Source organism: Streptomyces sp. T028 (genome assembly GCF_048159505.1).
Classification (GTDB): domain Bacteria; phylum Actinomycetota; class Actinomycetes; order Streptomycetales; family Streptomycetaceae; genus Streptomyces.
This window is the reverse complement of the sequence record NZ_JBLRVZ010000048.1, coordinates 1-23,769: the sequence shown is the minus strand read 5'-3', so window position 1 is coordinate 23,769 and position 23,769 is coordinate 1. Positions and strand designations below refer to the sequence as shown.

At 72.9% G+C, this 23,769-nt stretch carries 19 protein-coding genes and 1 pseudogene; 7 read left to right on the top strand and 13 right to left on the bottom strand.

The window, feature by feature from the left end; translation table 11 throughout:
- Positions 1 to 6 precede the first annotated feature (6 nt).
- Complete coding sequence (locus ACLZN2_RS38625; protein ID WP_416984269.1) at positions 7 to 5,805, bottom strand: TIR domain-containing protein; 5,799 nt, start codon at positions 5,803 to 5,805, stop codon at positions 7 to 9.
- Between the two features lie 93 nt (positions 5,806 to 5,898).
- Here ACLZN2_RS38625 and ACLZN2_RS38620 point away from each other — a divergent pair, with 93 nt between their 5' ends.
- Both ACLZN2_RS38620 and ACLZN2_RS38615 read left to right on the top strand, forming a co-directional pair.
- A complete protein-coding gene (locus ACLZN2_RS38620; protein ID WP_416984268.1) occupies positions 5,899 to 7,176 on the top strand; it encodes an SLC13 family permease in 1,278 nt (425 codons plus the stop codon).
- Between the two features lie 86 nt (positions 7,177 to 7,262).
- Entirely contained in the window at positions 7,263 to 7,814 is a 552-nt protein-coding gene (locus ACLZN2_RS38615; RefSeq protein WP_416984267.1) for a hypothetical protein, read from the top strand.
- A gap of 37 nt (positions 7,815 to 7,851) precedes the next feature.
- Here ACLZN2_RS38615 and ACLZN2_RS38610 read toward each other — a convergent pair whose 3' ends face one another.
- From ACLZN2_RS38610 to ACLZN2_RS38580, 7 genes are all read right to left on the bottom strand, one after another.
- Positions 7,852 to 8,751 (bottom strand): inositol monophosphatase family protein, encoded by a 900-nt coding sequence (locus ACLZN2_RS38610; protein ID WP_416984266.1) that lies wholly within the window; start codon positions 8,749 to 8,751, stop codon positions 7,852 to 7,854.
- A complete protein-coding gene (locus ACLZN2_RS38605; protein ID WP_416984265.1) occupies positions 8,723 to 9,385 on the bottom strand; it encodes a hypothetical protein in 663 nt (220 codons plus the stop codon). Before ACLZN2_RS38605 ends, ACLZN2_RS38610 begins: the two co-directional genes overlap by 29 nt.
- Positions 9,386 to 9,429: 44 nt before the next feature.
- A complete protein-coding gene (locus tag ACLZN2_RS38600; protein WP_416984264.1) occupies positions 9,430 to 10,389 on the bottom strand; it encodes a hypothetical protein in 960 nt (319 codons plus the stop codon).
- 77 nt (positions 10,390 to 10,466) lie between these two features.
- Complete coding sequence (locus tag ACLZN2_RS38595; RefSeq protein ID WP_416984263.1) at positions 10,467 to 11,081, bottom strand: hypothetical protein; 615 nt, start codon at positions 11,079 to 11,081, stop codon at positions 10,467 to 10,469.
- Entirely contained in the window at positions 11,065 to 11,571 is a 507-nt protein-coding gene (locus ACLZN2_RS38590) for an RNA polymerase sigma factor (RefSeq protein WP_416984262.1), read from the bottom strand. Before ACLZN2_RS38590 ends, ACLZN2_RS38595 begins: the two co-directional genes overlap by 17 nt.
- Complete coding sequence (locus ACLZN2_RS38585) at positions 11,568 to 12,215, bottom strand: class F sortase (protein WP_416984261.1); 648 nt, start codon at positions 12,213 to 12,215, stop codon at positions 11,568 to 11,570. Before ACLZN2_RS38585 ends, ACLZN2_RS38590 begins: the two co-directional genes overlap by 4 nt.
- On the bottom strand, positions 12,212 to 12,577 hold the full coding sequence (locus tag ACLZN2_RS38580) for a sortase-dependent protein (RefSeq protein ID WP_416984260.1): 366 nt from the start codon (positions 12,575 to 12,577) through the stop codon (positions 12,212 to 12,214). Before ACLZN2_RS38580 ends, ACLZN2_RS38585 begins: the two co-directional genes overlap by 4 nt.
- A gap of 150 nt (positions 12,578 to 12,727) precedes the next feature.
- On the opposite strand from ACLZN2_RS38580, the gene ACLZN2_RS38575 reads away from it, so the two are divergent.
- A complete protein-coding gene (locus tag ACLZN2_RS38575) occupies positions 12,728 to 13,819 on the top strand; it encodes a substrate-binding domain-containing protein (RefSeq protein ID WP_416984259.1) in 1,092 nt (363 codons plus the stop codon).
- 13 nt (positions 13,820 to 13,832) lie between these two features.
- Here ACLZN2_RS38575 and ACLZN2_RS38570 read toward each other — a convergent pair whose 3' ends face one another.
- From ACLZN2_RS38570 to ACLZN2_RS38560, 3 genes are all read right to left on the bottom strand, one after another.
- The gene (locus ACLZN2_RS38570; protein WP_416984258.1) at positions 13,833 to 14,633 is read right to left on the bottom strand and encodes an IclR family transcriptional regulator; all 801 of its coding nucleotides are present in this window, start codon (positions 14,631 to 14,633) and stop codon (positions 13,833 to 13,835) included.
- Positions 14,634 to 14,957: 324 nt separating this feature from the next.
- Entirely contained in the window at positions 14,958 to 15,722 is a 765-nt protein-coding gene (locus tag ACLZN2_RS38565) for a cyclase family protein (protein WP_416984257.1), read from the bottom strand.
- Between the two features lie 32 nt (positions 15,723 to 15,754).
- The gene (locus tag ACLZN2_RS38560; protein ID WP_416984256.1) at positions 15,755 to 16,240 is read right to left on the bottom strand and encodes a hypothetical protein; all 486 of its coding nucleotides are present in this window, start codon (positions 16,238 to 16,240) and stop codon (positions 15,755 to 15,757) included.
- A gap of 126 nt (positions 16,241 to 16,366) precedes the next feature.
- Between ACLZN2_RS38560 and ACLZN2_RS38555 the strand changes: the two genes are divergently transcribed.
- Positions 16,367 to 17,137 carry an IclR family transcriptional regulator gene (locus tag ACLZN2_RS38555; protein WP_416984255.1) on the top strand — a complete coding sequence of 257 codons (771 nt, stop codon included), beginning with the start codon at positions 16,367 to 16,369 and terminating at the stop codon, positions 17,135 to 17,137.
- A 115-nt stretch (positions 17,138 to 17,252) separates the two neighbouring features.
- Here ACLZN2_RS38555 and ACLZN2_RS38550 read toward each other — a convergent pair whose 3' ends face one another.
- Positions 17,253 to 18,455, bottom strand: a complete 1,203-nt coding sequence (locus ACLZN2_RS38550) for an ABC transporter substrate-binding protein (RefSeq protein ID WP_416984254.1) — start codon at positions 18,453 to 18,455, stop codon at positions 17,253 to 17,255.
- Between the two features lie 118 nt (positions 18,456 to 18,573).
- Positions 18,574 to 20,022, bottom strand: coding sequence for a gamma-aminobutyraldehyde dehydrogenase (locus ACLZN2_RS38545; protein ID WP_416984253.1), 1,449 nt, complete (start codon positions 20,020 to 20,022; stop codon positions 18,574 to 18,576).
- 174 nt (positions 20,023 to 20,196) lie between these two features.
- Between ACLZN2_RS38545 and ACLZN2_RS38540 the strand changes: the two genes are divergently transcribed.
- The 3 genes and pseudogenes from ACLZN2_RS38540 to ACLZN2_RS38530 all read left to right on the top strand — a co-directional run.
- Positions 20,197 to 20,721, top strand: a complete 525-nt coding sequence (locus ACLZN2_RS38540) for an Lrp/AsnC family transcriptional regulator (RefSeq protein WP_416984252.1) — start codon at positions 20,197 to 20,199, stop codon at positions 20,719 to 20,721.
- A gap of 19 nt (positions 20,722 to 20,740) precedes the next feature.
- Complete coding sequence (locus ACLZN2_RS38535; protein WP_416984251.1) at positions 20,741 to 22,105, top strand: aspartate aminotransferase family protein; 1,365 nt, start codon at positions 20,741 to 20,743, stop codon at positions 22,103 to 22,105.
- Between the two features lie 203 nt (positions 22,106 to 22,308).
- Positions 22,309 to 23,004, top strand: a pseudogene (locus tag ACLZN2_RS38530) (ABC transporter ATP-binding protein); the annotation flags it as partial.
- Positions 23,005 to 23,769: the final 765 nt, after the last annotated feature.

Genomic DNA, 23,769 nt, shown 5'->3' with positions numbered 1-23,769 from the left:
CGGCACTCACCTCAGCGGATCCTCCAGCGCCACGTTCCGCACCCCCGGCAGATGGCCGTCCAGTTCCCCCGGCTCGAAGCGGCACATGCCGACCGCGTGCCAGAACTCGCCGGTGACGTCCCCCTCGTACTTGTAGCCGCCGGAGGGCGCCAGCGCGGCCCAGCCGCCGGGCAGGCCGACCAGGGTGGCGCGCAGGGCCGCCGGGCCGCCGGCCGGGACCTCCCACAGGCGGACCGTGCCGTCCTCGCCGCCGCTGGCGAGGAGGGAGCCGTCGGGACTGAAGGCGACCGCCAGGACCCGCCCGGTGTGGCCGCTCAGCGCGGCCGTCTCCCGGCCGGTGTGCGCGTCCCACAGCCGGACCGTGCGGTCGTCGCCGGCCGTCGCCAGCAGCGGGCGCAGCGGATGCGCGGCGGCCGTCCACAGCTTGCCGGTGTGGGCGGACAGCCGGTGCACGGCCACCCCGTCCCGCCAGATCACGGCGTCCCCGTCCCAGGAGGCGCTGGCCAGCCAGGAGCCGTCGGCGGCGAACGCCACCGCGTACACCCGGTCGGTGTGGCCGTCGAGGACGGCGGTGATCCGGTGCTCGTCCAGGTCCCAGACACGCACCCGGCGGTCGTCGCAGCCGGTGGCGAGGACCCGTCCGTCGGGCCGGAAGGCGATGGAGCGGACCCGGCCGAAGTGCTCGCCGATGGTGACGACATGGGCGCCGGTGGCCCGGTACCAGAGCCGGACGGTGTCGTCGTCGTTGGCGGTGGCGAGGAGGTCGCCGTCGGGGCTGAACGACTCGGCCCAGACGTGGTCGGTCTCCGCGTCCATCTCGCGCTGGTACTCGCCCGTCGCGGCGTTCCACAGATACATGTCGCCGTCGCTGCTCGCGGTGGCGAGCAGGCTGCCGCCCGGGCTGAACACGGCCGAGACCAGACGGTCGCTCTGGCCGGTCAGCTCGCGCAGCCGCTGTCCGGTGCTGGAGTCCCACAGCCGGATCACACCGTCGTTGCCGCCCGCCGCGAGTATCGAGCCGTCGGAGCTGAAGGAGAGGGTGTTGATCTTCCGTCCGTGGCCGCGCAGGATGCGCCGGCCCTGGCTGGTGGCGGGGTCGTGGAGCCGTACGACCCCGTCGTTGCCGCCGGTCACGAGGAGGGAGCCGGTGTCCGGGGCGGGGGCGTCGCCGTGCGGGCGGAACTTGCAGACCCAGACCGAGCCGCGGTGCTCGGCGGGCTGCCGGGTGAGCGGTACGGCCACCGGGTCGGCGCCCGGCTCGACGCGCCAGAGCCGGACCACTCCCTGGCTGTCCCCGGCGGCGAGCAGGCTGCCGTCCGGGTCGAAGAGCACCTGGTAGACGGCGCCCCGGCAGCCGCCGAGCAGCCCGGCACCGGTCCCCTCGGCCAGGTCCCACAGCCGGACCTCCCCCTCGGTGTCGCCGCTCACCAGGTAGCGGCCGCCGGGGTGGAAGTCGAGGGTGTAGACGCGGCCGGTGTGCCCGGTGAACTCGTGCCGGAGGCTGCGGTCGGCGACGTCCCAGATCCGGACCGTGCCGTTGCGCCGCTCGTCGCCGCGGTCGCCGGTGGCGAGCAGGGTGCCGTCGGGGCTGAACCGCGCCCGGTACACCGCGCTCTGATGGCCCGGCAGTTCACCGGTCCACCGCCCGGTCGCGAGGTCCCACAGCCGTACGGAGGTGGAGGCGTCGCCTGTGACCAGGGTGGTGCCGCCGGGTGCGAAGGCCACGGTGTAGACGGGCGCGGAGTGGCCGGGCAGCCGGTGCAGCGGGGTGCCCGAGGCGGTGTCCCAGACGGTGACCACGCCCTCGGCGTCGCCGGTGGCCAGCAGGGAGCCGCCGGCGTCCAGGGCGACGGGCCACACGCCGCGCGGATGGATGTCCAGGACGTGCAGGCAGCGGCCGGAGACCGGGTCCCACAGGCGTACGGTCCCGTCGGCGCCGCCGGTGACGAGGACCCGCTCGCGGAACTTGACGGCGTAGACGCGGTCGGTGTGGCCCTCCAGGGTGCGCAGGGCGGTGCCGGTGGCGGCGTCGCAGACCAGCACCCCGCCGTCCTCGGCGCCGACGGCGAGGAGTTCGCCGTCGGGGCTGTAGGAGATGGGTTCGGGCAGCCGGCTGGTGCGCATGTCGAAGCCGTACGGCATGCCCACCGCCGAGGGCCGGAAGCCGGAGTCGACGGCCATGCCGGGGGCGAGGGCGGCGGCGGCCAGTTCGGGTGCGCGCAGCAGCCGCGGGTCGGTGGTGGCCGTGACCAGCGCGGCGCGCTGCCAGCGGCCGCCCTCGACGCGGGCGCCGGTCAGGTCGGTGCGGATCAGCCGGGCCCGGCGCAGGTCGGCGCCGCGCAGATCGGCGTCGGAGAGGTCGGCACCGTCGAGCCGGGCGCCGGTCAGCCGGGCGTCGCGCAGGACCGCGCCGGCGAGGTTGGCGCCGACCAGCCGGGCGTCGGTGAGGTCGGCGCGGGTGAGGTCGACGCCGGAGAAGTCGCGGTAGGAGAGGTCCTCGCCGGCGAGCGCGGCCCCGCGCAGATCGGTGTGGGCGGGCACCCGCAGCCGGGAGAGGATCTTCACGGCGTTGGCGCGGGCCACCTCGTCCTCGTCGCCCTCAAGAGTCCGCTCGGCCCACTCCTGGCAGGCGCGGTGGTCGGCGAGATCGCACAGGAACTCCACGGCGAGCTGGCTGAGCCGGCGCCGGGCGAGCAGGGCGCTGTCCCCGCCGACCAGCCGGTTCGCGCACTCGCGGGCGATGAGCCACTCCACCACCGAGCCGTGGATGAACCGGAACACCCCGTCCTCGCTGCGCACCAGCAGGCTGCCGGAGCCGACGGCGTGCGCGGCCTGCCCCGGGGAGAGCCGGCTGGCGGCGAGCCCGGTGAGGGTCTCGGCCACGTCGGTCAGCTCGTCGAGCCGCAGGGAGTCCTGGCCGGTCTGCCACAGTCTGAGCGCGAGCGCGGTGACCGCGTTCCACAGCTGGTCGATGCTGAGTCCGGGGGCGCGGCCGGGGCCGCCCGTGGCGCGTTGTTCCTCGAAGGTGAGCCAGGCGGTGAGGACCTCCTGGTAGAGCCCGGCGGGGCTGAGGGCGCGGCCGGCGCCGGCGACCGCGCGCAGTTGGTCGTCGTCGAGGTCGGCGACGAAGCCGAGGAGGCGGGGGTTGCGGCACAGGGCGAGCAGGTCGGGGATGGCGTCGAGCAGGCGCACCCGGCGGTCGGCGGCGCGTTCGTCGCCGTCGTAGCGGTTGACCAGGTAGGCGCGGATCTGCTGCGGGGTGAATTCCTGGACCGCGAGGACGCGGCGGTGCGGGAGCATGCCGACGCGTTCGCCGAGGGCGGTGAGCACCTGGCCCTGGGAGCGGAAGTGCTGGGTGCGGCTGCTGACGACGATCTTGGCGCTGTCCACGGCCGAGTCGAGCAGCACCTGGAGGCGTTCGGCGGCGCGGTCGTACGTCACGCGGGTGACGAGTTCGTCGAAGCCGTCGAACAGGAGCACGATCCGGCCCTGCTGGAGCATGTACCGGAAGGCGCGCAGGTCGATGTTGTCGACGCCGTGCGCGGCGAGGTGGGCGGCGACGAGGCCCTCGAAGGAGTAGGCCCGGTCCAGGGCGTTCAGTTCCACCAGCAGCGGGACGAGGTGCGGCAGTTCGACGGGGATACGGCGGGCCAGCTCGCGCAGCGCGAACGTCTTGCCGTGGCCGAAGTCGCCGAGCAGCAGCAGGAAGCGGCCCTGGTCGGAGTCGAGGAGGCGGAGCATGGCGTCGACCAGTCCGTCGCGGTCCTCGGCGTCGAGCCGTTCGACCTCGCGGTAGCGCTGGGGCAGGTACATGCCCGGGGGGTAGCGGGGGTCGGTGCGCAGGCGTTCGCTCTGGGCGCCGACGTAGGCGCGCAGGTCGAGCAGGCCCTGGAACTCGGTGAAGCTGCGCACCCGTACGCCTCTGCGGCGGGCGAGGTCTCTGAGTTCGCGGGCGGGCGGGGGGCCGTCGTGGACGAGTTCGGCCTCGGTCTCGGAGTCGGCGGCGTGCACCAGGGCGACGACGCGGTCGACGTCCTGGGCGGTGGGGGTGCCGGTGTGGACGGCGACGCGCTGCTGGCGGACGAAGCCCGACTGGGTCCAGGTGACGAGGAGTTGGGGCACGGGTCCGTCGACCGGGCGGATCTGGGCGCCCTCGTGCCGGGTGCGGCAGACCTCGGCGACGCGGGCGAGGAGCACCTCGGCCGGGGACTGCACGGCGCGCGGCTCGGGGTCGGGGGCGCGGTCCGCCCGCGGTTCGGCGGCGGTGGGGTCGGCGGGGCCGAAGGCGCGGTGGGCGCGGCGCCACTCGAGACGGTCCTGCCGGGGTTCGCCGGGGCCGGGCCAGGTCGCGAGTCCGTCGCGGCCGATGCGCAGCAGCTGGTGCCGGGCGGGTCCGGCGGTGCCGAGCAGGGGCAGTTCGCCGGAGCCGGTGGTCAGCAGCGGGCGGGCGCCGGGTCCGGCCGGGCCGTGCAGCAGCAGATGGAGGCGGGGTGCGGTCAGGCGGGCCAGTACGTCGGTGTCGCGCAGCGGCCCGGAGCCGTTCTGGGCGGCGGTGCGCAGCACACCCTGCGGGGCGCTGCCGGGGGCGTGGCGCAGGGCGCCGATCCGCAGCCAGCCCTCCTGCTCGTACGGCCTGAGGGCCTGCGCGAACCAGGCGGCCTGCTCGCGGCCGACCAGGCCGTACTGGTCGTCGAGCCGGTGGCTGTACGCCATGGAGGAGTTGAGGCCGGCGACCACGGTGTGCAGTTCGGGCACGGGGAAGAGGGTCCAGGGCTGGTCGCTGTCGAAGACGACGTCGAGTCCCTGGTAGAGCTCCTGGAAGACCCGGGCGAAGTGCCGCCACTTGGGCCAGTAGGGCGGCCGTGGCGGCATCTCGTCGGCCTCGCAGGTGCTGAAGTAGGCGCGGCAGGCGGCCTGGTTGACGTCGTGGCCGCCGGGGACGAGGGCGACGCGGTGCGGTTCGAGGCCGAGCAGGGCGCGCAGTCCGGTGAGGAAGGCGAGCGCCTGGTCGAACTCGCGGGGGCTGCCGGAGGCGGTGAGGTCGCCGGTGACGACCAGCAGGTCCGGGGAGGGCGCCCCCGCGTCGGTGAGTTCGACGAGGTCGCCCCAGATCGCCGCCTGGAGTTCGGCCGGGTCCTGGCCGCGTCCGAAGACGGGCCCGGCCAGGTGCAGCACGGTGACCGCCTCGCGGACCGCCGGGTCCGCTTCGGCGCGTGGATAGGCGGGTGGGGCCGGGGGCCTGCGCCGGCCGGCCCAGCCGGGGCGGCCGAGCGGTCTGCCCGCCGGGGGTGCGACCGGCGCGGACGGCGCGGGCGGCACGGGCTGTCCCTCCCCGGGGTAGCCGGGCCGCAGCGTGGGGCGGGCCCGGCCGTCGAGTGCCTGCCGGACCCGGATGAGCAGCAGTTCGCGGGCGGCGGCCGGATCGGTCACCGGGACGAGGTCGACGTAGGTGATGGTGGCGAGGAGTCCCTCGACGGGGATGTCCTCGACCCGGACGGTGATCAGCCGCCGCTCGGGCACGTCCGGGTCGGCGCGCAGGGCGGCCTGCCACTCCATCCGGCCGTACCGGGACCGCTCGTAGTTCCGGGACAGTACGGCGATGACGGCGGCGGACTCGCTCACCCCCCGGTCCATGAAGTCCACGAAGTTCGTGCCCGGCACGAAGTCCCAGGCCTGCAGGACGGTCCGGTAGCCGGCCTCCTCCAGGGTCCAGGCGATCCAGGACGCCCAGCGCTCGTCGGCGGGCGAGTAACTGACGAAGAAGTCCAACGGCCCGGTGTCCCCGGTCATCTGACGGTCCCCCATATATTCAATGATGCAATGGACGAGCGTCGTTTTGGGCTGATTTCACGCCAACCCCCCGGTCACACGGCAGCACACGTGTGCGACCCTTCCCCCGTGTCTGTCTTACGGCGTCTGCATGTACTGGACCGGGTGGCGATCGCCCTGCTCGCGACCGGACTGCTGTGCGTGGCCACGGGGTGGCTGCCGGCCGCCGACGCGGGCGACGCGATGGGCCGGATCGCGCCGCTGCTGGCGTTCCTCGGCACGGTGATCGTGCTGGCGGAACTGACCAGCAGGGCCGAGGTGTTCGACGTGGTGGCGGCGCGGGTGGCCCGGGCGGGCCGGGGCAGCTATCCCCTCCTCTTCCTCCTCTGCGTGGCCTTCGCCTCGGTCACGACGGTCTCGCTCAACCTGGACACCACGGCGGTGCTGCTGACGCCCGTGATGCTGGCGCTGGCGGGCCGGGTCGGCATCGCGGCGGTCCCGCTCGCCATGACGACGGTGTGGCTCGCCAACACGGCGAGCCTGTTGCTGCCCGTCTCCAATCTGACGAACCTGCTGGCCGCGGACCGGGTGGCCCTGTCCTCCCTGGGCCTCGCGGGCCGGATGTGGGCCCCCCAGCTGGCGGCGATCGCGGTGACGATGGCCTGTCTGTGGGGGTTCTTCTGGCGCCGCGGCCGTCGGACGCCGGCGCCGCGGGGCCGCCCGGGGGGAGGTCCCGGGGCGGCACGGGTGGAGGAGGTACGGGCGGAGGGTCCGCGGGCGGCGGAGGGCGCCGACCGCTATCTGCCGCCCGGGGTGCACCGGCCCGCCGACCCCGTGGTGTTCCGGGCCTGTGCGCTGGCCTGCGCGGGCTTTCTGCTGGCCATCCTGGTCGCGGACGTGGAGCTGTGGATGGCGTCCGCGACGGCCGCGGCGGTGGCTGTCGTGGCGTTCGCGGCGCGTGAGCCGAAGGCGCTGCGCTGGTCCCTGGTGCCGTGGCGGCTGCTGGTGATGGTGCCCGGGATGTTCCTGGTGGTGGAGACGGTCAACGCCCACGGCCTGCACCAGATGCTGTCCTCCACGGTGGGCCACGACGGCGGCACCCTCGGCCTGTTCCGCGCGGCGGCGGTCGGCGCCGGACTGTCGAACGTCCTGAACAACCTGCCCGTCTACCTGGCCGGCGAGGGCGCGGTCCCGGTGGGCAACCACGACCAGCTCCTCGCCCTGCTGATCGGCACCAACGCGGGCCCGGTCATCACCCCGTGGGCCTCCCTGGCGACCCTGCTCTGGTACGAGCGCTGCGTCGCGTACGGCGTACGGGTACCGGTGGCCCGCCTGATGGGCACGGGCGCGGTCCTGGCGGTCAGCGCGGTGGCGGCGTCGGTGACGGCCCTGGCGCTGACGCGGTAGGGTCTCGCCCGCCGTCGTCGCGGCCAGGGCCCGCGCCACGCCCCCCTTGTCCTTCCCCCTCCTGCGCTTCTCATCGAGGAACTGCCATGCCCGAATGGCTCATCACGCTCCTGATCGCCGTCGGCGGTCTGCTGGCCGCGAACTACGCCCGGCTGCAACTGGCCCACCATCGGCAGGAGGCAGCCGAGCGCCGGGAACAGCACCGGATCCACGCACGGCGGGACGCCTGGCGGCCGGAGTACGAAAGCGCGGTGAAGCTGCTCATCGACGCGGCGGACCTCGCCTACCGGGTGTGCAGTCTCGGGCCTTTGACCCACGAGGAGTTGAAGGACATCGGTGCGCAGCAACTGCACTACAGCCTGGACCAGGCGTCCAAGCGTGTGCTCGAAGAGGTCCGCGAGCCGCTGGAACGCGTGGCCCGGCATGTCTGCGAACTGCTGGGGTACGGCTTGGCGAGCGAGGAGGAGACGCTCGACCTGTACGAACGGGTGCGGTCCGGTGCCGCCTCCGAGGTGCCCCCGCACGGAACCATCACCGCTCAGCGCCGGATGGCGGGGCAACAGACCCTGACCGCGTCGGAACTGGAGCAGGCGGTCGCCACCGCCCGCACCGCGCTCACCAGGGCATGGGGCGGATGAGCCGGTTGCCCGGCTCGCGTCGGGGGTGCCGCCGCCGTTACGGAGCGGAGTAGGGCGGAAGGTGCGCCGGAGCCCGCTCCGGCCGGCGGCGTCCCGCGGGGACGTACGACTCCGCCACCGTGTCCAGCAGGCGGGGCAGGGTCTCCGGGCGGGCGGCGACGAAGGAGCGGTTCGTGTCGGGGCCGGTGAAGGCGGCCGGGAAGTCACGGCCGTCCAGGTGGCAGAGGGTCACGCCGGCCTCGCGGGCGAGGAGGGCGCCGGCCGGGAGGTCGATCGCCTCGGCGCGGTAGCCGACGAAGCCGTCGATGTCGCCGCGGGCGAGCATGGCCCAGGCGACGAGGGGAGCCCAGAGCTGGAGCAGTCGGCGGGAGCGCAGTTCCAGGGTGTGGCGCAGGGCGCGGGCGGTGGGGTCGTCGCGGCGGACCGTGTGGCCCTGGGTCCAGGCGAGGAGAGGTCCGGAGGGGGCGGCCGGGCGGGGGGAGGGGGCGAGCGGGCCGCCCGGGCCGCGGGCGCCGGCGCCGCGCACGGCCGACCAGGTCCGGCCGGTCAGCGGCTCGTGCACGACCCCGACCACGGGCAACGCGTCGACGCACAGGGCGATGCCGACGACGTAGACGGGCAGCCCGATCACCACGTTGTTGCTGCCGTCGAGGGGGTCCACCAGCCAGGTCCGGCTGCCCCCGTCCCCGGCCGCGGCGTCGCCCGTCTCCTCCGCGAGGATCCGGTCGTACGGGAAGTCCTCGCGGATCCGGTCGACGACGAGCCGCTCGGCCAGCAGGTCCAGGTCGGTGACGACATCGCCGTTCTCGCCCTTGGGCCGGGCCGCGAAGCCGTCCGGGAAGCGGGAGCGCAGCAGCGCCCCGGCCGCCTCGGCGGCCGCCACCGCCGTACGGCACTCCGGGGTGAGGTCAGCCGGCGGGTGGGGGTTCGGGCTCATGGATCCTCCTGAGCGCGGCCTGGGCGATCCGGGCGGTCTGGGCCGCGTCGCACATCCTGCGGACCACCCGGTGGCCCGGGGCCCGCAACGGGCCCAGGGAGAGGTCCGCCCGGCCGGGCAGTGTCCGCCCCAGCACCAGCGTGGCGGTCGGACGGCCGTCCGGCACCACCGTGGTGTGGAACTCACCCGCCGGAAGGGCGTAGGTCTGGCCCCGGGAGCTGGTCTGGCCGGGGCCCGGCAGACAGCGCACCAGCCGTCTGGTGGGCCGCAGTTCGTCCACGCCGGTGGGCCGGCTGAGCACCTCGAAGACCCGGTGGGTGGGTTCCGCGGTCTCCTCGGCCACCCCCATCCGCCGGTTGTCCAGATGGCCGTAGAGCACGGTGCTGATCAGGTCCCAGCTGTGCGAGTGCACTTGATGATCGGTCAGGATCGGGTCTGTCGGTCCGAAGACATGGACGCAGACGCCGTCCGCCCCGTCCCGCAGTACGGGAAGACAGACGAACCCCAGTGGATGGCGCACCGCGCGCAGGGCGCGGCGGCCGGTCACGACCTGCTGCAGTTCCGATGCGGCGTGCCGCACCAGCTCGGCGGACTCACCCCGCCGGGCGGCCCGTTCCAGGGCCGGGTAGTCCATGGTCTCCCCCTCGGCGGACCTCGATGGACCGGAGTAGGACGCGCTCAGCCGCGGTAGGGGTCCTCGGCGCGCAGTGCCTTGTCGATGATCTCGCCGACGTCACGGTCGGTGAGGCTCGTCGGCAGGGGCACCCCGAGCCGGTCCATGAGGCGTCTGACCTCGTCGACGGTGGGCTCGTCGCCGAGCTCGGTCGCCTCCCGCAGATCGAGCTTGACGGCCTGCTCGCGGCTCTGGTGCAACTCGGTGACGTAGTAGTCGTACAGCGGCCGGTCCCGCTCCACACAGAGGCTGACGCGGCGCGGGTCGTCCTGCGTGATGATCAGACAGGTGTCGGAGAGGTCGAAGCGCAGCGCCGGGGCGACGGAGCTCAGGTGCACGTCGATCTCCAGGGTGTCCAGCCGCTGCCGGTGCCAGACGGCGGCCAGGACGGTGGCGTACGACTCCTTGCGGGTGCGTTCGGTGGTCCAGCCGCCGGCGTTGTCGTGGCCGAAGGTGCGCCGGAAGCGGGCGTAGGCCTCGCAGACCCGGTCGTCGGCCGGGTTGACGATGTCGATCTTCACGCTGAGGGCGCGGCGCTGCCGCTGCGCCTCCAGCACGCACTGGGGCAGGGTGACGGCCCGCAGATAGGTGCCGGTGCCGCCCTTGAACACCCAGCGGGCGGTGGTGCGGCGGGCCTGTTCGAGCGCGAGGGTCACCTCGGGCCCGGCCAGGGAGCGCACCATCGCCAGGTCCTCTATCGCCCGGCCGGTCGCGGCGGTGGCGGCCCTGATGTCGGCCATGCGCCGCCGGCGCTCGGTCAGCGAGCCGTACACCAGGGCGGCCAGCACGAGCAGGATGGACCCGCTGACGACGTTGTTGTTCTTGTCGAAGTCCTGGTCGGTGATGTCCAGCAGACCGACGGTCAGGGCGACCCCGATGGCGACGACCCCGTCCGCGTTGCGGACCGCCCAGGCGATCGAGTCCTCCAGCCGGCGTCCCGACGGCTGCGGTTGGCTGCGCGACACGTCCCCCACCCTCCCCCGACGGCGACTTCCATGGTAGGAGCACCGACAGGCCGACGGCTACGGCGTGTGAATCGGACTCAACGGCGCGTACTCGACTCCAGGGGCGCGCTCGACGGCGCCTGGGTGGTGGAGGAGCCGTCGGTCCCGGGGACGGCGGAGGGGGCGTCGTCGGCACCCGTGCCCTCGGAGGTGGCTTCGGAGACGGGGGACACCTTGGACGGGGTGAGCGCGCCCGGCTGCTCGGACGCCGACGTGTCCGGCACGACCGAGGGGGCCGGGCTGGCCGACAGGTCCGGTCCGTCCGACGGCTCGGTCGACGGTTCGGGCGACGGCTCGGTCGACGGTCCGTTCGACGGGCTGCTCGCGGGCGGCGGGGCGAGTGGGACCGTCGGGCGGGCCGGGGACTCGTGCGCGGTCAGCCGCAGCGGCAGCAGTACGGCGAGCGCGGCGACGGCGCAGGTCGCGGCGGCCCCGGCGGCCGTGCGCAGCAGCCGACGGCGGGAGGCGCCCCGGCGGATCTCCTCGTAGCGGCCGGGCGGCGGGGCGAGATGGCCGACGGGAGGCCGCAGGACGACGGTGAGCGGGTCGTCCGGGTCGGGGTGGTCGGGGTCGGGCCGGTCGAGGTGGGCGCGGTCGAGGTCGCGGCGGCCGGGGTCCGGGCCGTCGTCGAAGTCGTCAGCGGGTGTGATCAAGGCTTCTCCTCAAGTGGGCGCGGAGCAGTTCGCGGGCCGCGTGCAGGTCGGCCTTGACGGTTCCTTCCTTGCGCCCGGTCAGCACCGACACCTCCCGGATCGGCATGTCAGCGTAGTAGTGCAGCATGATCGGCACGCGCAGCCGGTCCGGCAACGACTGCACGAGCAGCCGGACCGAGGGGTCGTGCGGTTCGGCGGGCGCGTGCACCGCGGCCTCGACGGTGGCCCGGCGCACGGCCCGGCGTTCCCGCTCCAGTTTGCGCCAGTGGTCACGGACCAGGTTGGCGGCGGTGACGTAGAGGAAGCCCTGGGGTTCCGCGACGGACGTCCAGCGGGCCCAGAGCCGGGTGAAGGCCTCCGAGGCGATCTCGTGGGCGGTCCCGTCGTCGTCGACGAGCCGGCGGCACCAGCCGGCGAGGCGTGGGTAGAGGGCGGCGAACAGTTCGGACGCCGCCCTCTCGCGCTCCCGGGAGCGGGCGGGGCGTTTCAACGTTCTCCCGCGGAGGTGTGGGTGGAATCCGAGGTCAGCGCGGCGAAGACGATCACGTTGTCGCGGTAGCCGTCCCCGCTGCGGGGACCGCCGCACGTGATGAGACGCAACTCCGGCCGGTCCACGTTCCCGTAGACGTCCTCGGTCGGGAACTCCGCCTTGTCGACGGTCCGTACCTCGGTGACGGCGAACTCGGCCGTCGTGCCGTTCCCCAGGCGCGCCGCGATCCGGTCGCCCCGGCGCAGCCGGTCGATGTGCCGGAAGACACCGTCGCCGTAGTCGCCGACGGTGACGTGGCCGAGGATCACCGACGGTCCGGTCTGCCCCGGCGTCGGCGAGTGCCCGTACCAGCCCGCCCGGTCGTGCGCCTCGACCGGCGGCACCTCCACGGTGCCGTCGGCCCGCAGCCCCAGCCGCATCACCGGGGTGTCGACCCCGATGGCCGGGATCCGCAGCGTGACCGGTACCGAGCGCGCGAGGGGGCGCGCGGCCTGCGCGGTGCGGGACGGCGAGGCCGAGGGCGTGCCGGGGGCGGCGGAGGTGGCGGCCCCGTCCGCGGTGGTGCGGTCGGCCGAGCCGCCGCAGCCCGTCAGCAGGACGGTGAGGGCCGCGGCGGCCAGGGCGCGCCTGGAGAGCGGGCTCATGCGCCGGTCGCCCTCCGGCGCCGTACGACGAGGAAGCCCGCGCCGGCCGCGGCGAACACCGCGGCGGCCGCACCGCCGCCGATCAGCCCGGCGTTGCTCTCGGAGTCCTCCCCGACACCGGTGTCGGCCGCGCCCCTCGGCACGACGCCGACCTGACTCGGCACGGCGGAGGGGGCCTCGGAGACCTTCGTGGCGTCGTCGGCGGAGTCCATGTCGTCCTCGGCCGCCGAGGGGACGGCGCTGGCCGCGCTCAGCTCGGGGGTGCTGGGGACGGCGGACGGGGCCCCGTCGGCGAAGGCCGGGGCCGCGCCCGCCAGGATGGCGGTGCCGAGTGCCAGGGCGGCGAGGCCCGTTCGGGACATGAGTCGCATCTGTCGCTCTCTTTCGTCGGTGCGTCGTCCGTCGGTGTGTTGACGGATCGAGCGGAGAGACGAGGCGGACCGGACCCAGGTTGTAAAGAACTGGCAAAGCAAGAAATGCTGTGCCTTTCCGAGGGATCAGAGGGAAGTTCGATGAACACACGCTCGGTGCGCGGTGCGATGGCGGTCGCCGCCTCCCTGTGCGCGCTGGTCGCGCTCTCCGCGTGCACCGTCCGGCCCGACCCCGGCGCCGAGGACGTGAGCGCCTCGCCCGCGCAGGCGAAGAACCTGAAGGTCGGCTGGTCGACGACCTCGCTGGCGCCCGCGTGGATGCGACAGACGCTGACGACGCTTCAGGGGGACGTCGACCGGCTGAGGTCGGCGGGCAAGGTGGGCTCGTTCCGGGCCTTCGACGCGGGCAACGACACCGACCGCCAGATCGCACAGATCCGCGCCATGGTCCGGCAGACGTACGACGTGATCCTGGTCGACGCCGGTTCGCCGACCGCGCTCGACCCGGTGCTGGAGCAGGCCGTCGCCTCCGGGATCACCGTGGTCGCCTTCGACTCGCTGCCGGCCAGTCCCGCGGTCATCAAGGTCGGCACCGACCAGTGGGCCTGGGGCTCGATGCTGGCCGGCTGGCTGGTCGACGAACTGGGTGGCAAGGGCGACATCATCGCCATGACCGGGCCGGCCGGGGCCGCCGACCGCGACGAGCGGTGGGCGGGGGCCACCGCCGTCTTCGAGCAGTACCCCGGTATCAGGGTCGTCGACACCGTGGACAGCCCGAACTCCGTCGCCCCTGCGGCCAAGGCCTTCGCGTCGGCGTACGCGAAGCACCCGGGAATCCAGGGCGTCTTCGCGCCGGGCGGGACACTCGCGGCGGCCGTGCTGCGGACGCTGGTCGAGCAGGACGGGACGCTCGTCCCCGTCACCGGCGAGAACTACAACGGCTTCCTGAAGCTGTGGCAGAGCAAGCGGGCGGAAGGGTTCTCCGGCCTGGCCACGGCCCAGCCCGACTATCTCTCGGTGATCGCCCTGGAGGCGGCCGTCGCCCAACGGGAGGGCGTCAAGGTGCCCATGGCCATCGACGTCCCGCTGCCTGAGATCACCGACGGCGACCTCGCCCGGTACGCCGACCCCGGCGCACCCGACGACACCTACCCGGTCGACACCCTCCCGCAGTCCCGGATAGACCAACTGATCGGCAGACAAGCGGCGGTGAGCGAGGAGGGAGCGGGGTGAGGGGGACGGCGGCTCAGGGACCGTCGAGGGACCGCGCCAGCGTGTCGGCCGCCGCCCGCAGATCCGCGTGGATCGCGGGCTCGCGCGGCAGCAGGTCCCGCTGTCTGCCGACCACCGACACGGCGGCCCGGATGTGTCCCCCGGTGTCCCGCACGGGCACGGCGTACTCGGTGACGCCGTGCTCGAACTCGCCGTGGGCCACGACGACCCCGCGCAGCCGGTCGCGGTCGCCCGCCGCGACGAGTTCGGCGACCGAGCGGGCCGCGCTGGGGCCGCCCACGCCGATCAGTTCGTAGTCGTCGAGGAGGGCCGTGAGCTCCTCGGCGGTGTGGTCGAGGAGGAGAGCCCGGCCCGCGCCGGTGCACCAGCACGGGGTGACGAGACTCGCGCGGCCGAGCCAGTCGGGGGCGGTGCCCGCGGCGGACTCGGACCGCAGCAGCCGCACCTGGACCCCGTCGCGGACCGAGAGCCGTGCGCCGGCCCCGTGCGCGACCGCGATCCGGCGCAGGACGGGGCGGCTGCGGCGGAGCAGCCCGGGGTGCAGGGACGCGGCCACCGCGAAGAAGGACTCGCCGGCCCGGAGCGTCGCGTCCTCACGGCGTTCGAGGAAGCCCTTGTCACAGAGGTCCTGGGTGGTGCGGGACGCCTTGCTGCGCTCGACACCGACCTCGTCGGCGAGCCGGCTGACGTTGAAGCCGCCCCTGCCGGACGTCTCCCGGTCCAGCACCGCGCTCACCATCCGCAGAGCCATGCGCAGGGAGGAGGCCGTGGTCGGGCCGGTCGGCCGACCGGGCACGGGGCCGTTCGTCGTCACCTCGGCACTATAGCCAGCCGCCCGATCACCGCTCGCGGGACGAACGCCCTTCGCCTGCAGCACCCCGACAGCCCTCCTGCCGGGGTGCAGAGCCTGTGTCATATCCCCGGCCGGGCGCGCGACGCCTGACACGCACGCTCGCCGCGTTGCCGAAACACCCACGTGGCTCCTCCCCCACGCTCGGCTTCGCTCGCGCGGGGGCACCCCCATCGAGGGCGCTCCGGCGCCTTGCGATCGCACGCTCCCCCACTCTCGGCTTCGCTCGAGCGGGAGGGGCCCCCATGACGCCGCGCGCTGATCCGACCGGGGATATGACACAGGCTCTCAGTCCTGGTGGTGCAGGGCGAAGACGCGGGCGGGGAAGCCCGAACCGCCCTGTGGCTTGGGCCAGGTGGCGACGATCAGCGCGCCGGCCTCGGGCACCCGGTCGAGGTTGGCCATCAGCTCGATCTGCCAGCGGTCCCGCTCCAGGACGTAGCTCTCCAGGCTGAAGTCACCGGCGGAGGTGGCGAGTCCGGGGTCGGTGTCGGTCTGCTCGTGGCCGATCGCGGTGACCCCGGCCTCCTCGAAGAGGTACCGCAGGACCTCGGCCGACCAGCCGGGGTAGTGGCTGACGCCCGCCGCGTCCTTGTTGGCCATCGCGGCCGGGTCGGGCCAGCGGCGGCCCCAGCCGGTGCGCAGCGCGACGAACGCCCCTTCCGGGACACGCCCGTTGCGGGCCTCCCAGGCCGCCACGTCGTCCAGGGTCGGTACGGCGTCCGGGTCGGCGGCGACGCGCTCGCCGATGTCGAGGACGACGAGCGGCAGGATCATCTCGTCGACGGGTATCTCGTCGAGCGGGCGGGCTCCGGCCACGAAGTGCACGGGCGGGTCGACGTGGGTGCCCCACTGGCCGACGATCGTGTACAGGTGCACGTTGAAGCCGTCGCCGCGGGACATGTCGAAGGGCATCTCGCGCTTCTCGTCCGGGAAGGCGGGGAAGTGCGGCTGGCCCGGGTGGAAGGCGTGGGTGAGGTCGGTGCGGACCGTCTTCGCGATCAGCTCCCGGTGCAGGGCCCAGAGCGGGGGCTCGGTGGTGGTGAAGGTCATGGCGGTACGTCCTCTTTCTCGGCGGGGGCCGCTCAGGCTCGGGTGACGAGGTCCAGCGGGGCGGACAGCTCGATCACCGGGACCTCCCAGGGGTGGGCGTCGACGAGGCGGGTGAGGATCCGCGCGAGTGCGTCCTCGTCCGTCGCGGCGTCGACGTGGGTGGTGACGGCGAGGGTGGACGAGAGGAACCGTCCGCCGACCGAGCCGAGGGCGGGCCGCGCACCGGGCCGGACGGTGAAGCCCTCCGCGCCGAGGGCGACCTCGAAGACATCGCCGTAGACACCGAAGTCCCCGAGTTCCGGCGAGGTCTCCAGGATCCGTAGCAGCGAGGCGAAGGACTCGTCCGAGCTCAGGCCGTCGAGGTCGCCCTCCGCGCACGCGGCCATCGCCGCCGCCCCGACGGGCCAGTAGACCTTGATCGTCCGGACCGTCCGCCGCCGGACGGCACCCCGGGCGTCGCCCCGGGCAGATCCGCGGGCCGGTCGGGCGGATTCCGGAGTGATCGTCGTCGTGGCCATGCGTAGGTGTCCCTCGATGTTCGGCTGCGGCTGATGCAAGGATGCTAAGCGTGCATTAAACGCACGGCAAGATGCAGATACTGCACACTTCAGGATCGTGAGGGAGGTCGGCGATACAGTGCGCACGTGGACTCGACCGTGGTGAAGGGCCTGGAGGCGCTGTCGGCGCTGGCCCGGGGAACGGCGGAGGGCCTACGGCACGGCTCCGCCGCGTCCGTCGCGGAACTGGCCCGGCGGATGGGCCGCGACCGCAGCCAGCTCTCCCGTACCGTCACCGCGATGACCGCGGAGGAGTTCGTCGCCCGTGACGACGTCTCGGGGGGCGTCACCCCGCACTGGCGGCTCTACGCGACGGCACGCGACCTCACCGCACACCGTCTGCGCACCGACGGGCTCACCGCGCTGGAGGGCATGGCCACCGAGACCGGCGAGAGCTGCTACCTCGGCGTCCTGGTCGGCGACACGACCGTGACCGTCGCCGAACGGGTGCCTCCGGGCAGCCGGCAGCTCGGCTCGTGGATCGGCCGCCCCTATCCGGCCTACTGCAGCGACTGCGGACAGGCGCTGCTGAGCGACGCCGACGACGACGAGGTCGCCGCGGTCTTCGCGCGCACCGAGTTCACGCCCCACGGCCCCCGCACGCCCACCGGACTGGACGACTTCCTGCGCCGCCTGGCGGTGACCCGGCAGCGGGGCTACTCGATCGTCGACGAGGAGGCCGAGCCGGGCCTCTACTCGGTCGCCGTCCCGGTCCGCGACTTCACCGACGAGGTCGTCGCCGCCGTACAGGTCGTAGGACCGCGACGGCGTCTGGAACCGAAGACGCGGGAATGCGTGGCGGCCGCACTGCGCGGGGGCCGCCGACTGGAGACGGCGCTGCGCGGCGCCCGAGCGTAGGTCCGGCGCCGCGAGCCCGACCGACCTGCTTGAGGTGCTCGCCCTGCTACGGGAGCGGTACGAGGCTTCACCCGTCGACGCTGCGAGCGCCGACGGCGATGCGTCGGCGCCCTCGTCACAGACCGACGATCGTGTTCCACCTCCGGGTGAACCCCAGCCGTTCCGTGGAGGTGATGTCGCGGGCGACGGCGAGGCGGGCGCGCATCGCCTCGTCGGGGAAGATCAGCGGGTTGTCGGCGAGGGCGGCCGTCTCCTCGTCGTCGGAGTCGGCGAGGACCGCCTGGGCGGCGGGGACGGGGCAGACGTAGTTGACCCAGGCCGCGAGTTCGGCGGCGACCTCGGGGTCGTAGTAGTGGTCGACGAGCCGCTCCGCGTTGGTCTTGTGGCGGGCGAGGTCGGGGATCATCAGGGAGTCCGACCACAGCTCCCCGCCCTCTTCGGGGACGACGAAGCGGATGTCGGGGTTGTCGGCCTGGAGCTGGATGACGTCACCGGAGTACGCCTGGCAGGCCAGGACGTCCCCGCTGACCAGGTCCTTGGTGTAGTCGTTGCCGGTGAAACGGCGGACCTGGCCGCTCCCGACCTGCTTCTCCACCTGGTCGCACACGGTGTGGAAGTCGTCGGCCGTCCATTTCGTGATGTCGACGCCGTTGCCCTGCATCAGCAGCGCGAAGGCCTCGTCCAGCCCGGAGAGCAGGGTGACCCGCCCCTTGAGGTCGCCCGCCCACAGGTCGGCGACGCCGCGTAGCTCGCGGCCGAGTCCGCGCCGGTTGTAGGCGATGCCGGTGATGCCCGACTGGTAGGGCACGGTGTACTCGCGTCCGGGGTCGAAGGCGGGTGAACGCAGCAGCGGGTCAAGGTACTTGGCCACGTTCGGCTGGCTGTCCCGGTCCATCTCCTGGACCCAGCCCAGCCGTACGAACCGGGCGCACATCCAGTCACTGATGACGATCAGGTCCCGGCCGGTCTCCTGACGGTTCATCAGCGAGGGGCTGATCTTGCCGAAGAACTCGTCGTTGTCGTTGATCTCCTCGACGTAGTCGACGGATACCCCGGTCCGCTTCGTGAAGGCGCCCAGCGTCGGCCGCTTCGTCGGGTCGTCGTCGTCCGTGTCGATGTAGAGCGGCCAGTTCGCCCAGATCAGCCGCTTGTCCGTGGCGGAGACATCGACACCGGCCCGCTCACCGGGCGCCACGTAGGCGGCCCGCACGCCACAGCCGGCGAGGGCACCGAGCCCGGCGGTGGACCCGACGGCGCGAAGAAGGGAGCGGCGCGAGAAAGGAGAGGGCACGGGCAAACGGACCTCCTGAGGAAGCATGCCGCACACCCCGCGCCCCCAAGGGGCGCGGGGCAGCGTCCATATGCGGCTCCGCCGCGTGGGCGCGACCAGCCACGGCCGGGCCCGCAGACGAAAATCAACCGACCCAGCGGAGCGCCTACGCGTCGAGGGACGTCATCACATGCTTGATACGCGTGTAGTCGTCGAAGCCGTACGCCGAAAGGTCCTTGCCGTAGCCGGACTTCTTGAAGCCGCCGTGCGGCATCTCCGCGACCAGCGGAATGTGGGTGTTGATCCACACACAGCCGAAGTCGAGCTTCTTCGACATCCGCATCGCGCGCCCGTGGTCCTTGGTCCACACCGAGGAGGCGAGGGCGTACTCGACGCCGTTGGCCCACCGCACCGCCTGTTCCTCGTCCGAGAAGGACTGGACGGTGATGACCGGGCCGAAGACCTCCTTCTGGATGATCTCGTCGTCCTGCTTCAGCCCGGAGACGACGGTCGGCGCGTAGAAGTAGCCCTTCTCGCCGACCTGGTGGCCGCCGGCCTCGACCTTGGCGTGGGCGGGCAGCCGCTCGATGAAGCCGGAGACCTGCCTGAGCTGGTTGGGGTTGTTCAGCGGGCCGTACAGGACGTCCTCGTCGTCCGGCTGCCCGGTCTTCGTCTCGGCCGCGGCCTTGGCGAGCGCGGCGACGAACTCGTCGTGGATCGACTCGTGGACGAGGACGCGGGTGGCCGCCGTACAGTCCTGCCCGGCGTTGAAGAAGCCCGCCACGGAGATGTCCTCGACGGCCTTGGGGATGTCGGTGTCCTCGAAGACGACGACCGGCGCCTTGCCGCCCAGCTCCAGGTGGACGCGCTTGACGTCCTTGGCCGCGGACTCGGCGACGGACATGCCCGCGCGCACCGAGCCGGTGATGGAGGCCATCGCCGGGGTGGGGTGCTCGACCATCAGCCGGCCGGTGTCACGGTCGCCGGTGATGACGTTGAAGACGCCCTTGGGCAGGATCGAGCCGACGATCTCGGCGATCAGGACGGTGGAGGCCGGGGTGGTGTCCGAGGGCTTCAGGACGACCGTGTTGCCGGCCGCGATCGCCGGGGCGAACTTCCACACGGCCATCATCATCGGGTAGTTCCACGGCGCGACCTGTGCGCAGACGCCGACCGGCTCGCGGCGGATGATGGACGTCATCCCGTCCATGTACTCGCCCGCGCTCCGCCCCTCCAGCATCCGCGCCGCGCCCGCGAAGAAGCGGATCTGGTCGACCATCGGCGGGATCTCCTCGGAGCGGGTCAGCCCGACCGGCTTGCCCGTGTTCTCCACCTCGGCCGCGATCAGGTCCTCGGCGCGCTCCTCGAAGGCGTCCGCGATCTTCAGCAGGGCCTTCTGCCGCTCGGCCGGGGTGGTGTCCCGCCAGCCCGGGAAGGCCGCGGCGGCGGCCGCCATCGCGGCGTCCACGTCCACCGCACCGGACAGCGGCGCGGTCGCGTACGCCTCGCCCGTCGCGGGGTTGACCACCTCGGTGGTCCGTCCGTCGGCGGCGTCCCGGAACTCACCGGCGATGTAGTTCCGTAGTTTGCGCAGCTGACGCAGCTCGGTGCTCACTGCCCGGCCCTCCAAGTTCGCGTATGCCAGGTGTCCACTGACTGAGACACCACACTAATCCTTGCCCCGACGTTTTCAACACCCCCGATCCCACCAAGGCTGCGGATTCCGTAGATCTCGATGACGTAAACAACGAATTTCATCGCCCCGACCTTGCGGAACTGTCGAGACGTCGTGCACAGTGAGGCCGTGGCCAGTCGAAGCGCAGAGCACAGGGACGGCGGGAGCTCCCGCGAGTCCAGGAACGGCACCCCGCATCTGGATGCCGTCAGCCTCGCCATCATCGAGCAGCTCCAGGAGGACGGCCGCCGGCCGTACGCCGCGATCGGCAAGGCCGTCGGCCTGTCCGAGGCGGCCGTGCGCCAGCGCGTGCAGAAGCTGCTCGACCAGGGCGTGATGCAGATCGTCGCCGTCACGGACCCGCTCACCGTGGGCTTCCGCCGGCAGGCGATGGTCGGGATCAACGTCGAGGGCGATGCCGAGGCCGTGGCCGAGGCGCTGAGCGACATGTCGGAAGTCGAGTACGTGGTGATGACCGCGGGCTCGTTCGACATCCTCGCCGAGATCGTCTGCGAGGACGACGACCACCTGCTGGACGTCATCAACAAACGCATCCGTGCCCTGCCCGGTGTGCGCTCCACCGAGAGCTTCGTCTATCTGAAGCTGAAGAAGCAGACCTACATGTGGGGAACCCGATAACCGTGAGGACCCGATAACCGTGAGCACCAAGGACCTCAGCCGCACCGCGTACGACCACCTGTGGATGCACTTCACCCGCATGTCCTCGTACGAGAACTCCCCGGTCCCGACGATCGTCCGGGGCGAGGGCACCTCCATCTACGACGACAAGGGCAAGCGCTACGTCGACGGACTCGCGGGCCTGTTCGTGGTCCAGGCCGGCCACGGCCGCACGGAGCTGGCGGAGACCGCCTTCAAGCAGGCGCAGGAACTGGCGTTCTTCCCGGTCTGGTCCTACGCCCACCCCAAGGCCGTCGAGCTGGCCGAGCGGCTCGCCGACCACGCACCGGGCGACCTCAACAAGGTCTTCTTCACCACGGGCGGCGGCGAGGCCGTCGAAACCGCGTGGAAGCTGGCCAAGCAGTACTTCAAGCTCCAGGGCAAGCCGACCAAGTACAAGGTCATCTCCCGCGCGGTCGCCTACCACGGCACCCCGCAGGGCGCCCTGTCCATCACCGGCCTGCCCGCGCTGAAGGCGCCCTTCGAGCCGCTCGTCCCCGGCGCCCACAAGGTGCCGAACACCAACATCTACCGCGCCCCGATCTTCGGCGACGACCCCGAGGCCTTCGGCCGCTGGGCCGCCGACCAGATCGAGCAGCAGATCCTCTTCGAGGGCCCGGACACCGTCGCCGCGGTCTTCCTGGAGCCGGTCCAGAACGCGGGCGGCTGCTTCCCGCCCCCGCCCGGCTACTTCCAGCGCGTCCGTGAAATCTGCGACCAGTACGACGTCCTGCTCGTCTCCGACGAGGTCATCTGCGCCTTCGGCCGACTGGGCACGATGTTCGCCTGCGACAAGTTCGGCTACGTACCGGACATGATCACCTGCGCCAAGGGCATGACGTCCGGCTACTCCCCCATCGGCGCGTGCATCGTCTCCGACAGGATCGCCGAGCCGTTCTACAAGGGCGACAACACCTTCCTGCACGGCTACACCTTCGGCGGCCACCCGGTGTCGGCGGCGGTGGGCCTCGCGAACCTCGACCTGTTCGAGCGCGAGGGTCTGAACCAGCACGTCCTCGACAACGAGTCCGCGTTCCGCGCGACGCTGGAGAAGCTGCACGACCTGCCGATCGTCGGCGACGTCCGCGGCAACGGCTTCTTCTACGGCATCGAGCTCGTCAAGGACAAGGCGACCAAGGAGTCCTTCGACGCGGAGGAGACGGAGCGCGTCCTGTACGGCTTCGTCTCCAAGGCCCTGTTCGAGAACGGCCTGTACTGCCGTGCCGACGACCGCGGCGACCCGGTGATCCAGCTCGCCCCGCCGCTGATCTCCAACCAGGAGACCTTCGACGAGATCGAGCAGATCCTGCGCGCCACGCTGACGGAGGCGTGGACGAAGCTGTGATCAACTGACCCTGTGATCAACACCGGCCCCGGTGTCCGCCGTGCGAGTGAGAAACGGCGCGCCGGGGCCGTGCGCTGTCCGCAAGCCCGCCGCGACCTCCTTAGCGTGCTCGTGACCGATCGGCCCTGCCTTCGTTCCCCGTTCGTTCCCCCGGACGGGGGACCCACGCAGGGAACTACGGATCTGAACCGAGGTGTACGCCCATGGAGGCCCCGCCGGACAACGACGTGCTCTGGGCACGCTCGCTGCACTTCACGCACCGCGACGGATCCCCGGCGCTCGGCGGAGTCTCGCTTGCCGTGCGGGAGGGCGAGATCCTCGCCGTCAGCGGCCCGCGCGGCAGCGGCAAGACGACCCTGCTGCACTGTCTGTCCGGCCTGGTGCCCGCCCAGCGCGGCGAGGTCTGGTTCAACAGCGTCCCGGTCCACACCATGGGCCCGATGGCGCGGGAGCGACTCCGCCGCGACCGCTTCGGCTGGATCGACCCCGCCCCGGTGCTCGTCCCCGAGCTGAACGTCTGGGAGAACGCGGCCCTCCCCCTGATGCTGCGCGGCACCAGCCGCCGCCGGGCCAAGGCCGCCGCGCTGGAGTGGCTGGAACGCCTCGACGTCGGCGACAAGTCCCGCAGCCGCCCGCACGAGCTGACCCAGGCGGAACGCCAGCGCGTCTGCATCACCCGCGCGCTCGCCCCCGCCCCCTCCATCCTCTTCGCGGACGAGCCCACGGCCCCGCTCCACCGCTCCGACCGCGCCCACGTCCTGCGCACCCTCACCAACGCGGCCCGCTCCCACGGCATCACGGTCGTCCTCGCCACCCACGACCCGGAAGCCGCCTCCCTGGCCGACCGCCGGGTCACCCTCCTGGACGGCCGCCGAGTCAACACGGTCCACCTCCCCCCGGCCCCGACACCCCCGGACACCACCGGGGAACGCGCCGAGTGGAGGCACCGGGAGACCCGGGGAGGGGCAGCGGGCCGTAAGGGCCCGGCGGGCAGGGGCGCACCGGACGACCGGGGAAGGCCACGGGCCCGGACCCTGACCGACGGCCGGACCCAACTGGGCGGCCGGAGGACACCGTACGACCCGAGCAGGCCGGAGAGCCGGGGCACACCGGCCGGCGTGACCACGCGGGAAGACCCGGCCGCCTCGAACGACCTGGCCGCCTGCAATGACCGGCAGGATGGCGCCCTAAGCGTCTCCAGCCACCGTGGCCTGCCGGACGGCCCGGCGAGCGGCCCGGCGGATCTGGAGCCCCAGGGGAGCCCGGACGGCCGGAGCAAGCCGGAAGGCCGGGGCGGAGCAGACGATCCACGCGAGCCGAACCGCCTGGTGCAGTCACACCTCACAGGAGAGCCGAACACTGCGGGCGGGCCAGTCGGGCATCACGAGCCAGACCTCCTGCGAAAGCCAGACCTCCTGCGGAAGCCAGACCTCCTGCAGAAGCCGAACGGCCAGGCCAAGGCGAACGGCCAGCGCAAGCCGAACGGCCAGGGCGAGGCGAACGGCCACAGCACGCCGGACTGCCAGCGCCCGCCGAACGCCCACAGCACCCCGGACGGCCACGGCGAGCGGGACGCCCACAGCACGCCGAACGGCCAGCGCAAGCCGAACGGCCACAGCACCCCGGACAGCCAGCCCACGCCGAACGCCCACAACACCCCGGAC

Coding starts and splice junctions, on each gene's coding strand:
- ACLZN2_RS38575 (WP_416984259.1), top strand. CDS start 12,728: ATGAACACACGCTCGGTGCGCGGTGCGATGGCGGTCGCCGCCTCCCTG.
- ACLZN2_RS38605 (WP_416984265.1), bottom strand. CDS start 9,385: ATGGACTACCCGGCCCTGGAACGGGCCGCCCGGCGGGGTGAGTCCGCC.
- ACLZN2_RS38565 (WP_416984257.1), bottom strand. CDS start 15,722: ATGACCTTCACCACCACCGAGCCCCCGCTCTGGGCCCTGCACCGGGAG.
- ACLZN2_RS38615 (WP_416984267.1), top strand. CDS start 7,263: ATGCCCGAATGGCTCATCACGCTCCTGATCGCCGTCGGCGGTCTGCTG.
- ACLZN2_RS38560 (WP_416984256.1), bottom strand. CDS start 16,240: ATGGCCACGACGACGATCACTCCGGAATCCGCCCGACCGGCCCGCGGA.
- ACLZN2_RS38550 (WP_416984254.1), bottom strand. CDS start 18,455: ATGCTTCCTCAGGAGGTCCGTTTGCCCGTGCCCTCTCCTTTCTCGCGC.
- ACLZN2_RS38580 (WP_416984260.1), bottom strand. CDS start 12,577: ATGTCCCGAACGGGCCTCGCCGCCCTGGCACTCGGCACCGCCATCCTG.
- ACLZN2_RS38625 (WP_416984269.1), bottom strand. CDS start 5,805: ATGGGGGACCGTCAGATGACCGGGGACACCGGGCCGTTGGACTTCTTC.
- ACLZN2_RS38585 (WP_416984261.1), bottom strand. CDS start 12,215: ATGAGCCCGCTCTCCAGGCGCGCCCTGGCCGCCGCGGCCCTCACCGTC.
- ACLZN2_RS38610 (WP_416984266.1), bottom strand. CDS start 8,751: ATGAGCCCGAACCCCCACCCGCCGGCTGACCTCACCCCGGAGTGCCGT.